The organism is Acidocella sp. C78 (assembly GCF_907164655.1).
In genome coordinates, this window is record NZ_CAJQZK010000060.1 from 177347 (window position 1) to 190142 (window position 12796).

15 protein-coding genes are annotated in these 12796 nt (G+C 63.9%); 8 read left to right on the forward strand and 7 right to left on the reverse strand.

Features of this window, described 5'->3' with window-relative positions; all coding sequences use genetic code 11:
• Positions 1-9 precede the first annotated feature (9 nt).
• A complete protein-coding gene (locus ACIDOCELLA78_RS81405) occupies positions 10-204 on the reverse strand; it encodes a hypothetical protein (protein ID WP_201727509.1) in 195 nt (64 codons plus the stop codon).
• Between the two features lie 253 nt (positions 205-457).
• Complete coding sequence (locus tag ACIDOCELLA78_RS81410) at positions 458-1090, reverse strand: sugar transferase (protein ID WP_201727510.1); 633 nt, start codon at positions 1088-1090, stop codon at positions 458-460.
• A gap of 368 nt (positions 1091-1458) precedes the next feature.
• Here ACIDOCELLA78_RS81410 and ACIDOCELLA78_RS81415 point away from each other — a divergent pair, with 368 nt between their 5' ends.
• The gene (locus ACIDOCELLA78_RS81415) at positions 1459-5823 is read left to right on the forward strand and encodes a chemotaxis protein CheB (RefSeq protein WP_201727511.1); all 4365 of its coding nucleotides are present in this window, start codon (positions 1459-1461) and stop codon (positions 5821-5823) included.
• A gap of 207 nt (positions 5824-6030) precedes the next feature.
• On the opposite strand, the gene ACIDOCELLA78_RS81420 is transcribed toward ACIDOCELLA78_RS81415, so the two are convergent.
• Entirely contained in the window at positions 6031-6468 is a 438-nt protein-coding gene (locus tag ACIDOCELLA78_RS81420) for a chemotaxis protein CheB (RefSeq protein WP_249674917.1), read from the reverse strand.
• On the reverse strand, positions 6438-6695 hold the full coding sequence (locus ACIDOCELLA78_RS81425) for a chemotaxis protein CheB (RefSeq protein ID WP_249674964.1): 258 nt from the start codon (positions 6693-6695) through the stop codon (positions 6438-6440). The genes ACIDOCELLA78_RS81420 and ACIDOCELLA78_RS81425 overlap by 31 nt, the downstream gene beginning before the upstream one ends.
• Here ACIDOCELLA78_RS81425 and ACIDOCELLA78_RS81430 point away from each other — a divergent pair.
• The 5 genes from ACIDOCELLA78_RS81430 (at position 6576) to ACIDOCELLA78_RS81450 (ending at position 8372) form a co-directional block, all read left to right on the forward strand.
• On the forward strand, positions 6576-6857 hold the full coding sequence (locus tag ACIDOCELLA78_RS81430) for a hypothetical protein (RefSeq protein ID WP_249675001.1): 282 nt from the start codon (positions 6576-6578) through the stop codon (positions 6855-6857). The two genes, ACIDOCELLA78_RS81425 and ACIDOCELLA78_RS81430, sit on opposite strands and share 120 nt — an antisense overlap.
• A gap of 216 nt (positions 6858-7073) precedes the next feature.
• The gene (locus tag ACIDOCELLA78_RS81435; RefSeq protein WP_201727512.1) at positions 7074-7316 is read left to right on the forward strand and encodes a YMGG-like glycine zipper-containing protein; all 243 of its coding nucleotides are present in this window, start codon (positions 7074-7076) and stop codon (positions 7314-7316) included.
• A 79-nt stretch (positions 7317-7395) separates the two neighbouring features.
• Positions 7396-7740 (forward strand): hypothetical protein, encoded by a 345-nt coding sequence (locus tag ACIDOCELLA78_RS81440; RefSeq protein ID WP_201727513.1) that lies wholly within the window; start codon positions 7396-7398, stop codon positions 7738-7740.
• A gap of 13 nt (positions 7741-7753) precedes the next feature.
• Positions 7754-7972, forward strand: a complete 219-nt coding sequence (locus ACIDOCELLA78_RS81445; protein ID WP_201727514.1) for a hypothetical protein — start codon at positions 7754-7756, stop codon at positions 7970-7972.
• Between the two features lie 109 nt (positions 7973-8081).
• The gene (locus ACIDOCELLA78_RS81450; RefSeq protein ID WP_201727515.1) at positions 8082-8372 is read left to right on the forward strand and encodes a helix-turn-helix transcriptional regulator; all 291 of its coding nucleotides are present in this window, start codon (positions 8082-8084) and stop codon (positions 8370-8372) included.
• A 121-nt stretch (positions 8373-8493) separates the two neighbouring features.
• Here the strand turns inward: ACIDOCELLA78_RS81450 and ACIDOCELLA78_RS81455 are convergent, their stop codons facing one another.
• Entirely contained in the window at positions 8494-8913 is a 420-nt protein-coding gene (locus tag ACIDOCELLA78_RS81455) for an IS5 family transposase (protein WP_201727516.1), read from the reverse strand.
• A gap of 128 nt (positions 8914-9041) precedes the next feature.
• On the opposite strand from ACIDOCELLA78_RS81455, the gene istA reads away from it, so the two are divergent.
• Both istA and ACIDOCELLA78_RS81465 read left to right on the forward strand, forming a co-directional pair.
• Positions 9042-10583, forward strand: coding sequence for an IS21 family transposase (istA, locus tag ACIDOCELLA78_RS81460; protein ID WP_201727517.1), 1542 nt, complete (start codon positions 9042-9044; stop codon positions 10581-10583).
• An 11-nt stretch (positions 10584-10594) separates the two neighbouring features.
• Positions 10595-10945 carry an ATP-binding protein gene (locus ACIDOCELLA78_RS81465; RefSeq protein ID WP_249674919.1) on the forward strand — a complete coding sequence of 117 codons (351 nt, stop codon included), beginning with the start codon at positions 10595-10597 and terminating at the stop codon, positions 10943-10945.
• On the opposite strand, the gene ACIDOCELLA78_RS81470 is transcribed toward ACIDOCELLA78_RS81465, so the two are convergent.
• Together ACIDOCELLA78_RS81470 and tnpC are read right to left on the reverse strand one after the other, a co-directional pair.
• Positions 10914-11177, reverse strand: a complete 264-nt coding sequence (locus ACIDOCELLA78_RS81470) for a hypothetical protein (RefSeq protein ID WP_249674923.1) — start codon at positions 11175-11177, stop codon at positions 10914-10916. The genes ACIDOCELLA78_RS81465 and ACIDOCELLA78_RS81470 overlap by 32 nt on opposite strands.
• Positions 11138-12745: an IS66 family transposase gene (tnpC, locus tag ACIDOCELLA78_RS81475; RefSeq protein WP_201727518.1), complete on the reverse strand. Its 1608-nt coding sequence runs from the start codon at positions 12743-12745 to the stop codon at positions 11138-11140. Before tnpC ends, ACIDOCELLA78_RS81470 begins: the two co-directional genes overlap by 40 nt.
• Positions 12746-12796 lie beyond the last annotated feature (51 nt).

A 12796-nucleotide genomic window follows, 5' to 3' on the forward strand; every position in this document is an offset into this window, starting at 1 on the left:
GACTAGCGATTAGTGGGCGCTCTTGCTTTTGGCGCTGGCCGCCTTGGACGCCTCATGCGCCGTGGTGGAGAGCGTCATTGCCTTGTCGGCGTGTTCGAGGCCGGTCTTGTGGTCGCCTTTCTGATGTGCTTCGGCGGCCATGCGGGCGGTCTTGGCGGCGGATTCATGGGCTTCGGCCGCCTTCGTGTGGCTCATGGAGGGCATGGTGTATTTCCTTGTTTCTAAATCTGTCATTTCTAGTCATGCCAGCCGGAATCGAAGTTCGCGGCCAACTATCTCCATATAGGCCCCCGCCGCGAGTGCGCGAGGATCGGCTTTTACTCAGCCAGGATGCCATGGTCGGTCAATCATCCGGCTTTGGGTAGATTCCGAGTCTTTCCGGTGAGGCCGGAATGTGAGGAAATCCCACTCGTGCGTCTGTACACGTTGACGGAACGCGATCAGAGACCGCGCGCGGTCAACGCGCGCCGATTCCGAACAACACCACTCGTACCGTGCGCAACAGGATCCGAAAATCCAACCCGCGGCTGCGATGTCGGAGATAATAGAGGTCATAACTCAGCTTGTGACGCGCGTCTTCAACCGAGGCACCATAAGGATAATTGACCTGCGCCCAACCGGTGATCCCCGGTGGGATTTCGTGCCGGCTCTGATAGTTCGGAACGACCTCGGCGAGCTGGTCGACGAAATGCGGCCGCTCGGGCCGGGGCCCGATCAGGCTCATGTCGCCGCGCAGGACATTGAGGAGCTGCGGCAATTCGTCAATGCGCGTCAGGCGCAAAAACCTGCCCACCCGCGTCACCCGCGGGTCGCCGACGCTGGCCCAGCGTGGACCGTCGCGCTCGGCATCGACCCGCATACTGTGGAATTTGAGCAGGGTGAAAATTTTGCCATGCTGCCCGACCCGGGTCTGACGATAGAAAACCGGGCCTGGCGAATCGAGTTTGATCAGCCCCGCCGCGACCACCGTGACCGGCAGCGTCAACACCAGCAATGCACTGCCGGCGATGAGATCGCGTCCCCGCCGCTCAGTGGCGCTCCAGCGTCCGGCAGTGATCGCCCAAAGCCTGCTCCGCCTCACGACCGCCATCGCTTTCTTCCCCTCTGTCCGGCCCACGTGATGGAAACGGCTGCGATCCCGCCTACCCCATCGCGGAATGGCTCAGGGGTTGAAACGAAGGTGTCGAGATCGACCACCATCCCTGCAACCCTAGGCGCGCGGCGCGTGAAGGCCAGACTCGGAGAGTACCCAAACCCGCTCAGGCGGTTTGCATGCGCCTTTTTGGTTGACATCGCGCGGCGCCGGGCCAACGCTCATCAGTGTGACCGGAGGCGATGGACAATGGGGTCTGGCTCTGCCACTTCGCGCCCAGTTGGAAGGTAACGCTCATGCGTCATGCAAAATCGCCAGACGCCGGTGCTACGCGCGCGCAACCTACGGCGCGTTCACGGGCGGCGATGGGCGTCGAGAAAGATCGGGACGATTTCCCGGTGGTGGCGATCGGCGCCTCGGCGGGCGGGCTCGAGGCCTGTCGGCGGCTTTTGCATGCCTTGCCGGCCGACACCGGCTTGGCGTTCATCCTGGTCCAGCATCTCGATCCCAACCATGAAAGCATGTTGGTCGATCTGCTTTCCAGCGCCACCACCATGGCCGTCGTGCAGGCGAGCGAGGGCATGCCGATCGTGCCTGATCATCTCTACGTCATTCCCCCCGGGCGCTATCTCTCTGTCGCCGCCGGCGCGCTCCATATCTCGCAACCGGAAGCGCGCCACGGCGCCCGTCTGCCGTTCGATCATCTCCTCACCACGCTTGCGCTCGCTTATGGTCAGCGCGGGATTTGCGTGATCCTCTCAGGGACCGGGGCCGATGGCTGTCTCGGTCTCAAGGCGGTGAAGCAGCATGGCGGCATGGTTCTCGCCCAGGATCCCACCGAGGCGAGCTATGACGGGATGCCGCGGAGCGCGATCGCGACCGGTCTCGTCGATCGCGTGCTGGTGGTGGAGGAAATCTCCTCGGCGCTCAGCCCCCAACGGGCGGCGCCGACCCACGGCCCGGAGGCGCCGCCGCCCGCGTCGGCGTTTGATCACCTGGCGCCCGATCACCTGGCGCGCGTGATCGGGTTCCTGCGCGGCCAGACCGAGCACGATTTCACCCATTACAAGCCCGGAACCCTGCAACGCCGCATTGAGCGGCGCATGGCGATGGCCGCGCTCGCCGCCGATGACGTCGAAGACTACCTCGAAATCCTCCGCACCGACCAGCGCGAGCGCGATCTTCTGATCAAGGATCTGCTCATCAACGTCACCAGGTTTTTTCGTGATCCGCGGGTGTTCGACGTGCTGGCCGCCCAGGTCATCCCAGGCCTGCTCCACGGCCGCGGGTCTGATCAGCCGATCCGTCTCTGGGTAGCCGGCTGCAGCACCGGCGAAGAAACCTACTCCCTGGTGATGCTGTTTCGTGAAGCGATCACCGCCGCCAAACTCAATATCAGGCTCCAGGTTTTCGCCTCGGACGTCGACCCCGAGGCCGTCGCCACGGCACGCGAGGGGGTCTATCCGGAGGCGATCGCCAAGAACGTCTCGCCGGCGCGGCTGTCGCGTTTTTTCGTGCGCGAGGAACAGGGCTATCGCGTTTCGCCGGAACTGCGCGCGGTGGTGGTGTTCACCATCCAAGACGTGCTGGCCGATCCGCCCTTCTCCCGGCTCGACATGATATCGTGCCGTAACCTGTTGATCTATCTGATGCCCGATGCCCAGACGAAAGTGCTCTCGCTGTTCCATTTCGCGCTCGTCGAACGCGGCATCCTGCTGCTCGGCAGTTCGGAGACGGTGGGCAGCATGGAAGGGAATTTCGAGGTCATCGCCAAATCCGAGCGTATCTATAGCCATGTCGGCCGCGCGCGGGCGGGGGAACTCGGCGCGATTCTGGCCACCGCCGACGGCACCCGGCTGCTAGCGCGGTCGGGGCCAGGCCAGCCGCCCTCGCGCGATGCCGCCTATGGCGAACTCTGCCGGCGGGTGGTGCTTGAAACCTATGCCCCGGCGGCGGTTTTGATCACCCATGGCTACGAGCAGCGTTACGCGCTCGGGCCGATCGACCGCTATCTGCGCGTGGCCCCTGGCGCGCCCACCCATGACCTGCTCGCCATGGCGCGTCCGGGTCTGCGCATCCGGATTCGAGCTGCGGTGCATGAAGCGACAACGAGCGGCGCGCGTGTCGTCGTCGCCGGCGGGCGTGGCGCTCCCGGGGATGGGGGTGGCCGCTTCTCGATCGCCGTCCATCCGCTGCAAAGCGAGAGGGAGGCCTTGTTGCTGCTCTGCTTCCTCGACGAGCCGGCGCCGGAAAACCCTCCTGGCCGCGCGGCGACGCCGGGCGAGAGCCAACGGATCGCCGAACTCGAACAAGAACTCGCCGCGACAGGCGCGGAACTGCAAGGCGCCATCCGCAATCTCGAAATCTCCGGCGAAGACCAGCGCATCGCCCATGAGGAGGCGCTCTCGATCAACGAGGAATTCCAATCCACCAACGAGGAGCTGTTGACCTCGAAGGAGGAGTTGCAATCGCTGAACGAGGAGCTGACCGCGCTCAATACCCAGTTGCAGGAGACGCTGGAGCGGCAGCGGACCACGTCCAACGACCTGCAGAACATCCTCTACAGCACCGACGTTGCGACCTTGTTTCTCGACCGCGCGCTGAACATCCGCTTTTTTACACCTGCCACGCGCGCGCTGTTCAACATCATTCCGGGCGATGTCGGCCGTCCGCTGCGCGATCTGACATCGCTTGCAGTCGATCGCGCGCTGGCTGCGGATGCGCGCGCGGTGCTGAGCGGGGCGGCGGCGATCGAGCGCGAGGTGGAGACCGATGCCGGCACCTGGTTCGTCCGCCGCATCCTGCCCTATCGCGGCGAGGACGATGCGATCGATGGTGTCGTCCTCACCTTTACCGATATCACCGAGCGCAAACGAACCACGGAGATCTCGCAAAGCGCCCGCCAGCAGGCGGAGCTCGCCAATGTCACGAAATCGCGCTTCCTCGCCGCTGCCAGCCACGATCTGCGCCAGCCGCTACAGTCGATCACGCTGGTGCAGGGGTTGCTCGCGCAGACGGTGCAGGGCGAGCGGGCGCGGGCGCTGGTTGCGCGTCTCGATGAAACCCTCGGCGCCATGGCCGGCATGCTGAACACGCTGTTGGACATCAACCAGCTCGAGGTCGGGGCGGTGCAGCCGGAGATCGTCGCCGTGCCGGTAGATGAGATCTTCGCGCCTTTGCAGGAGGAGTTCCTCTATCATACCGAGGCGCGTGGGCTTGCGCTGCGCGTCGTGCGCTGTGGCGCGACGATCGCAACCGACGCCCGCCTGTTGGGCCAAATGATCCGCAACCTGCTCTCCAACGCCGTGAAATACACCGAGCAAGGCCGGCTTCTGCTTGGCTGCCGCCGCCATGGCAGGACGCTCCGCATCGAGATCTGGGATACCGGCATCGGCATTCCTGACACCGAACTGAACGGGATTTTCGAGGAGTATCACCAGCTCGGCAATCCGGCGCGCGAACGTAGCCGCGGGCTTGGCCTCGGCCTTGCGATCGTGCGCCGGCTCGGGAACTTGCTCGGGCATCGGGTATCAGTGCGCTCGCGCATGGGCCGCTGGTCGATGTTCGCGATCGAGGTCGCGCTGGCGCCGAAGCCGGGCGCGGCGGCAGCGGTCGCCGACGACGATGCCGAGAGCGCCGGCGATATCCTTCCCCGTCTCGGCACCATCCTGGTGGTCGAGGACGATCCCGAAGTGAGTGACCTGCTGACCCTTTTACTCGAGGGCGCCGGGCATCGCGTGGCGCGCACCGCCGGTGGCGGCGCGGCGCTCGACCTGGTGCGGCGTGGCGGCGTGCGGCCGGACCTGATCATCGCCGATTACAACCTGCCCGGCGCGATGGACGGGCTGCGCCTGACGGCGGCGCTCTGCGAGGCGTGGGGCCGGCATATCCCGGCGATCCTCCTGACCGGCGACATCTCGCTCGGCGCCATGCGTGACGTCGCCCGCGCGGAGTGTCTGCTGCTCTACAAGCCGGTGAAGGTGCCGCAATTGATTCGGGCGATCCAACGCCTGCTGCCGACGGCGCCCGACGTGCCGGCGCCGGCGCCGCGATCGACGGTGGCGCCGGATACGGTGGTCATCTACGTCGTCGACGACGATAATCACATCTGCAACGAGATCCGCGCGGTGCTGGAAGCGGATGGCCGGGCGGTGGAGGATTACGCCTCCGGCGAGGCGTTCCTCGCCGCCTATCGCCCCTACCGCGAGACCTGCCTGCTGCTGGACGCCTATCTGCCGGGCATGAGCGGGCTCGCGGTTTTGCAGCGGCTGCGCGAAATCGCCGCCCCGCTGCCGGCGATCGTCATCACCGGCCACAGCGACGTCGCCATGGCGGTGCAAGCGATGAAGGCGGGAGCGGAGGATTTCATCGAGAAACCGATCAGCCGCACCCATCTCTTGGCCGCAGTCGCGCGCGCCCTCGAACACGCCCGCGATCAGAATGCGCGCAGCGCCTGGCGCGCCACCGCGAGCAGCCACATCAAGGGGCTGACGCGGCGCCAGCGCGAGATCATGGAGCGGGTGCTCGCCGGGCAGCCGAACAAAAACATAGCCGCCGATCTCGGGATCAGCCAGCGGACGGTAGAAAACCACCGTGCCAAGGTCATGCAGCGCACCGGCGCCCGCTCGCTGCCGGCATTGGCGCGGCTGGCGATGGCGGCGGCGGACAACGGGGATGTCCCGCGGAATGTTGAATTAGGGGGAGCGGCGTTGCCTGCCTTGAGCCGCTAGGCTCGGGGTGTGTGATCCACTGAGGAAAGGCAACGCCATGAAGAGAGATAGCAGATGCGCAGCGGCGACGCTGCCTGGAATTGTCAAAGATGCCTGGGAGGCTGTTGGGGCGAGCTTTGAACGGTTCTGCCTCAGCGCGGGGGTGGCGACATTGACCGTGATGATGGAGCAGGACGCGGCGGCGCTGTGCAGGCCGCATCATGGCCGTTAGGCTGGCAAGGTTGGGCATCGATGGGGCAGGATCCGGGGACCGATCGGCTTCAATGGCGGCAAGGTCGTGATCGAGCGGCCCCGGGTTCGTGCCCGGGACGGCAAGGCGGAGCTGGCTCTGCTCTTCTGGTCGCGGGCGGGAATCTCGGCCAGCGGCAGCACCGCGTCCACCATCCCGGTTGCGATCGCGCTGGCCGGCATGCCATCATACGCCGCGTCGTCCGGATGCTGGGCGATGATGAGTCCGGCGTGCTCGCGGATCGCCCGGATTCCGATGCTGCCATCCGCACCGGTGCCCGACAGCACGATCGCCGCCGCTCGCTGCCCGTAGAAGGCGGCCAGCGAGGGCAGCAGAAAATCGAACGGCAGGCGCGCCCCATGTCGGGCCGGGGGCGGCGACAGTTTCAGCACGCCGTTATCGACCGCCAGATACACGCCGGGCGGTTGAGATAGACGGTTTCGGGCTCGACCGATAATCCGTCCTCCGCCTCGCGCACCGTCATACCGGTGTGGACCGAAAGCAACTCGGCCATCATGCTCGGATGGGGCGGGTCGAGATGCTGGACGATAATGAAAGCCATCCCGGAACGATCGGGTATCGCCTCGAGAAGCTTGCGGCACGCATCGAGGCCGCCCGCGGACGCACCGATGCCGACGGCCAGAAAGCCGCTTGGCGCGGTTATCTCAGACACGTCTGGTGCCACGTGTCGGTGAGGTTGCCGGGCGGCGACGGTTTCGTCATGCCGATACTCCTTTCCCGGTTAATCCTGTTCAGGTTGCGTCTTTCCCGGTTCCATTTCGTCTACGATAGAGAACTTCGCTGATCATGACAACGAATCCATGCGGCGCAGCCGATGCCGGACGAACATTTCGCATAGGGTAGATTCCGATCCTGCCCGATCCTCATGCAAGTTCCTATTCTATTGAGCAGCGGAATTTCCCTGCCGCACGCGCTTCAGGGAAATCCCCATCGCCGCGAATGACACAGGGGCTCGCAGAGCGACCCGTCTGGCCGCCGCGGCGCCATCAGGAGCTTTCCCATGAAATCGCGCAGAGCGGACTGGCTCGCCGTTTCCATCGGAGCCGCCCCCACACTTGGTGGCTGCGGCACCTCGCCAGGAGGCCGGGCCTTGTCCGGCGCCGCGATCGGTGCCGGGACGGGTGCGGTTATCGGGTCGGTGACCGGCATCGGGCCGGGTGGCGGCGCGCTGATCGGCGGCGGCGTTGGCGCCGCGGTCGGTGGTCTGACTAGCCCGAACACGATCAATCTGTCACGCGGCTGACAGGGTCGCCCGATCCCGGAGCGGTGCGCCACGCGCGGCCTCCACGCCACTTACACAGCTTGAAACCAGGAGAAAATCGATGAAACGCATTCTATTCATGACCGCAATCGGCGCCGGCCTCGCCTTTGCCACCGCCGGCGCGAACGCACAGACGACATCATCGACAACGACATCTACCTCGGTGTCACCACCGACCGACGAGACGGTTCCGGCGCCGGTCATGGCGCCGCCGAGCGGCACGCTGAGCACGACCGAGACCAACCGAAGCGTCGATGCGGCGGGGAATACGTCGGAATCGCGGGAGACAACCTATGGCAACGAAGACGGGGCGGTCAGCGAATCCACCAAAACCACCACGGTGGTGCCGCCACCGCAATCGACCACGACGACGGACACCACTTCGTCCTACTCGACAACGAAATGAACTGGAGAATATCATGAGCCCAAACAAGATCGCGGCACGCGCCGTGCTTGCAACGTGGATGATCGGCGCCGCCCTGACGCTCGCCAGTTGCGGGTACGGTTCGACCGAAACCGCGACGACAACGACGGAACGCACGAGCACCTCGACGACCGCGCCGGCGCCGATGCCGCCGATGCCGGGCACGCCCGGTACTACGACTACTCAAACCACGCATTCTACGACGACGCAGTGACGTGACGAAGTTGCACGCCATCTCGTCGCATACGTAGTTTCCGAACCTGTTCAGCGAGCGGCCGGATCTGCCAGATTTCACGGCCAGCCGCCCGCAATGCATCAATGGTATGAAAAACGAGGTTGAGGATATGGGAGTTAGAATAAGACAGGGAAGCAATATCTATTTGTTAAGGGCTGCGCCGCTCGACGCCCATATCGGCGGGCAGATCAAGGCGCGGCGCACGGAACTTGGACTGACCAGTAAGCAACTCGCCACGGCATTGCGTTTGCCGGACGCAAGGATCGCCGCTTACGAGATCGGCAGTCAGCATATTGGGCCAGAGGAACTGAGCCAAATGGCACAGACACTTGGCGTCAACCTAGCCTATTTTTATGCGGAGCCGAGCTTCTCGCCGTAGGCGGATTTGCGCCGATTGTCCGTAAGCTCGCGGCATGGTGAACCTCTCAAGGAACACCAGTTTCACAGCGTCCCCGCGTCGCGGAAGCACTATCGTGAGTCACTCCCCACAGGATTTGGTATTAGGAGGCGTGGACAAACCTGAACCAGAGGCGGATTGAGGCGAGGAGAGTGAAACCGAGGAAGCTGCTGGCGGTTTGATCGTATCTTGTGGCGATCCGGCGGCTGTTCTTGAGTTTGTTGAAGCAACGCTCGATACGATTGCGGAGTGTGTAGAGAGGGCGGTCGACGGAATGCTGGATGCGGCGGTTTCTCTTGGTCGGGATTTCGGGGATTGTCCCGCGGTCGCGTGCGTCCTGCCTGATCGCGTCGCTGTCATATCCCCGATCAGCGAGCAGGATGCCGGGATCACTGTCGCGCTCTTCCATCAGGTCGGCATAAGCTGTGCTGTCGTGAGCCTCGCCGGGGCTCAGGATGATGCCGATGGGCAGCTGCGGATTCCGATTGAAGCCGGCCAGGTATTCCGAGGTGAAGCCGGCCACCGTTCCGATTTGAAGCCGGCCGGCATTCCGATTTCATTCCGGCCACCTGACTGAGGTTTTGAGCGTTATTTGGCTGGGTCAGCGACTCGGGCATCTGCCTTCTCGTGATCAACCACGTGGAGGATTGGATGCCGGCCAGGAGAGAGCTGACGATGCGGCAGATACGACAGATGTTGCGGCTTGCCGGGGACGGCATCAGCGCGCGGGAGATCGGGCGGATGCTCGGTGTGGCGCGCAGTACGATCCAGGATAACCTGAAGCGGGCACAGGAGGCGGGGTTGGCGTGGCCGGTGCCGGCCGAGCTGACCGATGCGGCGATCGAAGAGCGGCTGTTTGCCCGCAGTGGCTACAAGCAGGGGGTTCGGCGCCGTGCCGAGCCGGCCTGGGACGAACTGGTCTGCGAACTGAAGCGGCCTGGGATGAATCTGCAGGTGCTTTGGGAGGAGTACCGTGACCAGCACCCGGACGGTTACGGATATTCGCGGTTCTGCGAACTGTTCAGGGAATTCGAGGCCCGCCTGTCACCGGTCATGCGCCAGGATCATCGTGCTGGCGACAAGGTCTTCGTCGATTATTCCGGCAAGCGGATTGGCATTGTCGATCGGGCGAGTGGCGAAGTTCGACAGGCGGAGATCTTCGTCGGCGTGCTCGGCGCATCGAGCTTCACCTATGCGGAGGCGAGTTGGACCCAGACGCTGCCGGACTGGATTGGCGCGCATGTCCGCATGTTCCGCGCATTTGGCGGTGTTCCGCGGCTGATAGTGCCGGATAATCTGAAGTCCGGCGTCAACAAGCCATCGTTCTACGATCCCGAGATCAACCTCAGCTACGGGCGCATGGCGTCACATTACGGGGTCGGTGTGCTCCCTGCGCGTCCGTTCCGGCCCCGCGATAAAGCGAAGGTGGAATCCGGGGTACGCTTTGCTCAAACCTATATCCTGGGGCGTCTGCGCCGGCAGACGTTCTTCTCGCTGGCCGAGGCCAACCAGGCGATCGCCGGCATGGTCGATCGGATCAACGACTATGTCATGCGCCGGATCGGCGTCAGCCGCCGGCATCTCTTCGAGACGATCGAGCGGCCCGCGCTCGCGGCGTTGCCGGCATCCGACTATGAATTCGCCGAATGGGGTCTGGCACGGGTCGCGCTGGATTATCACGTCGAGGTCTGCGGGTTTTTCTACTCGGTGCCGCATGAACTGATCCGCCAGCAGGTCGATACCCGCGCGACCGAACGCGGCATTGAGATATTCCACCACGGCAAGCGCATTGCGGTTCACCAGCGTCGCTACGGCGGCCGCAAGCATGGCACCGATATCGAGCACATGCCGAGTGCCCACCGGCGCTACGCCGAATGGACGCCGGAGCGGTTCCGCCGCTGGGGCGCCTCCATCGGCCCGCATACCGAAGGGCTGATCACCGCCATCCTCGCCAGCCGGCCGCATCCCGAACAGGGGTTCCGGACCTATCTCGGCATTCTCCGATTGTTCAAGGACCTCGAACCCGCCCGCGCTGAGGCCGTAGCCGACCGCGCCGTCGCGATCGGTGCGTTCACCTACAAAAGTCTCGCCTCGATCGTCGCCAACAAGCTCGATCGTTCAACCGCCGCGGCGGGCGAGCCCCAGGCGGTCATTACCCACGGCAATCTCCGTGGTTCCGGCTATTTTCATTAAAAGGACCAACCATGCTGACCCATCCGACCCTCGATCAACTGCACGACCTTGGCCTGCATGGCATGGCCAAGGGATTCAAGGATCTTGGGGCGCATCCCGAGACCGCCAGCCTCGATCATGCCGCGTGGCTGGCGTTGCTGCTCGATCACGAGACAACGCTGCGGCGGCAGAAGCGTTTTGAGCGGCTGGCCCGCGTGGCCAAGCTGCGCCAGGCGGCCACCGTCGAAGATATCGATTATCGGACCGCACGTGGTCTGGATCGCGCGATGTTCCTCAAACTCGCCGGATGCGACTGGATCCGTACCCATCCGGTCAGAGCCGCGGACGAGTCTATTTGGCTCTATCTCGGTGGATCAGGATGAGCTCGCGCAGATTTTCGATACCAAAGTCGGTGAAGGCTATGACGCCGCCGTCGCTGAGGTTGTAAACCCAGATCAGGCCGTCTTCGGGTTCCATCTCATTGGCGATGTCCGCGAGCCACTCCTCATCCTCGCCGAGGTCCCTGGCGACACGGTCAATCGTGAAGACGTGGTGGATTTTATTGGTCTGCACGATCAGGCGGCCAGGGCCCAGGATTGCGGTGTCCAGTTCCATGGCATCAATTTCTCGATGCTGGCGACTGGATGACTGGCGATGCGCGCGAGGATGTCGGCGAGCCATGCCTGTGGGTCGACGTTGTTCATCTTTGCCGTCGTGATCAGGCTGTACAACATGGCGGCCCTTTGACCACCGCGATCGGAGCCGGCGAATAGCCAGGATTTTCTGCCCAGAGCAAGGGTGCGTAGGGCACGTTCGGCCGCGTTATTGCTGAGACAAATCCGCCCGTCGGTCAGGAACCGGGTAAATGATGACCAACGGTTCAGCATATAGTCGATCGCCTTCGCCACATCGTTGTGGCGTGAGAGTTTGGCGCGCTCGGCGCGCATCCAGATCTCGAGTTCAGCGACGAGCGGGGCGCCGAGTTGCTGGCGCACCGCCAGGCGTTCAGCGGGTGACTGACCGTTGATCTCCCGCTCGATCTCGAACAGCGCGTCGATGCGCTGCACCGCGGCCAAGGCCATCGGCGCCACGAAGGCGGGGGTCTTACCCTGGGCCTTGCGCTTCGCGTTCCGCGCGATATCGGCCAGCTCGAAGAATTTTCGTCGGGCGTGCGACCAGCACGCCGCCTCGATGATCGGTCCAGGAGATCGGTTCAACTCGTAGAGCTTGTTGTAGCCGCCATAGGCATCGGCCTGGAATATGCCGCGGTATCCGGCGAGATGGGTTTGCGGATGAACGCCGGCGCGGTCACGTGAATAGTAGAACACCGCGCTGGGGGAACCCGATCCGCCGAACGGCCGATCATCACGCACATAAACCCACACGCGCGCCGTATCGGTCTGCCCTCGTGCCATCACCGGCACGGTGGTGTCGTCGCCATGCAGGCGCGCACCCGCGAACACCATCGTCTCGATGTGCTTGAACACCGGCTCCAGCGCCACGCAGGTAGCACCAATCAGATCGGCCAGGGTCGAGACGCTGAGGTGGATGCCTTCCAGTGCGAACCGTTCAGATTGACGGTTCAGCGGCTGATGCTGGCCGAATTTATCGTAGGCGATCATCGCGAGCAGGCCGGGACCGGCAAAAGCGCGTGGAATGGTGTGGAAGGGTGCTGGTTCCTGGCTGATCTTCTCACAATCGCGGCAGGTGAATTTCTCCCGCACATGCTGGATCACCTTGTATTGGCGGGGGATGGATTCCAGTGTCTCGGTCACCGTCTCCCCGAGCTTGGCGAGCCGCGATCCACCGCAGCAGGCGCACTGGGTCGGACCTGGCAGCACAACCCGCTCGCGTGGCAGGTGTTCGGGGAAGGGTTGGCGTGATGGGCGGTTGCGAGTGAAGCCGGCGACAGTCGTGGTTTTGGCCTTCGCGGCCACCTGCTCGGCGCGGAGTTCGTCCTCGGTCGCGGTGGTCTCGAGATCTTCGAGTTCCAGTTCCATCTGATCAAGCAGCCGCGCCGTGCGTTCCGCCTTGGGGCCGTAGAGCGCACGCTTGAGCTTCTCGATCTGCAGCTTCAGATGCGCGATATACGCTGCGGTATCGGACCGCCGAGCACGGTCGCCCAGAATGATCGCCTTCAGCGCAGCGATATCATTCGGCAGGGTCGAAGGATCGAGATCCATGCCCCGTATAGAATCACGAATTTCCAGGGTTTCGCTACAGAAATCCGCTCT

Bases quoted from the DNA above. Each gene is read 5' to 3' on its own strand.
- ACIDOCELLA78_RS81430 (WP_249675001.1), top strand. From the start codon at position 6,576: ATGGGGCGGGTCGAGATGCTGGACGATAATGAAAGCCATCCCGGAACG.
- ACIDOCELLA78_RS81450 (WP_201727515.1), top strand. From the start codon at position 8,082: ATGAAAAACGAGGTTGAGGATATGGGAGTTAGAATAAGACAGGGAAGC.
- ACIDOCELLA78_RS81405 (WP_201727509.1), bottom strand. From the start codon at position 204: ATGCCCTCCATGAGCCACACGAAGGCGGCCGAAGCCCATGAATCCGCC.
- istA (WP_201727517.1), top strand. From the start codon at position 9,042: ATGCCGGCCAGGAGAGAGCTGACGATGCGGCAGATACGACAGATGTTG.
- ACIDOCELLA78_RS81465 (WP_249674919.1), top strand. From the start codon at position 10,595: ATGCTGACCCATCCGACCCTCGATCAACTGCACGACCTTGGCCTGCAT.
- ACIDOCELLA78_RS81435 (WP_201727512.1), top strand. From the start codon at position 7,074: ATGAAATCGCGCAGAGCGGACTGGCTCGCCGTTTCCATCGGAGCCGCC.
- tnpC (WP_201727518.1), bottom strand. From the start codon at position 12,745: ATGGATCTCGATCCTTCGACCCTGCCGAATGATATCGCTGCGCTGAAG.
- ACIDOCELLA78_RS81445 (WP_201727514.1), top strand. From the start codon at position 7,754: ATGAGCCCAAACAAGATCGCGGCACGCGCCGTGCTTGCAACGTGGATG.
- ACIDOCELLA78_RS81440 (WP_201727513.1), top strand. From the start codon at position 7,396: ATGAAACGCATTCTATTCATGACCGCAATCGGCGCCGGCCTCGCCTTT.
- ACIDOCELLA78_RS81410 (WP_201727510.1), bottom strand. From the start codon at position 1,090: ATGGCGGTCGTGAGGCGGAGCAGGCTTTGGGCGATCACTGCCGGACGC.
- ACIDOCELLA78_RS81415 (WP_201727511.1), top strand. From the start codon at position 1,459: ATGGGCGTCGAGAAAGATCGGGACGATTTCCCGGTGGTGGCGATCGGC.
- ACIDOCELLA78_RS81470 (WP_249674923.1), bottom strand. From the start codon at position 11,177: ATGGAACTGGACACCGCAATCCTGGGCCCTGGCCGCCTGATCGTGCAG.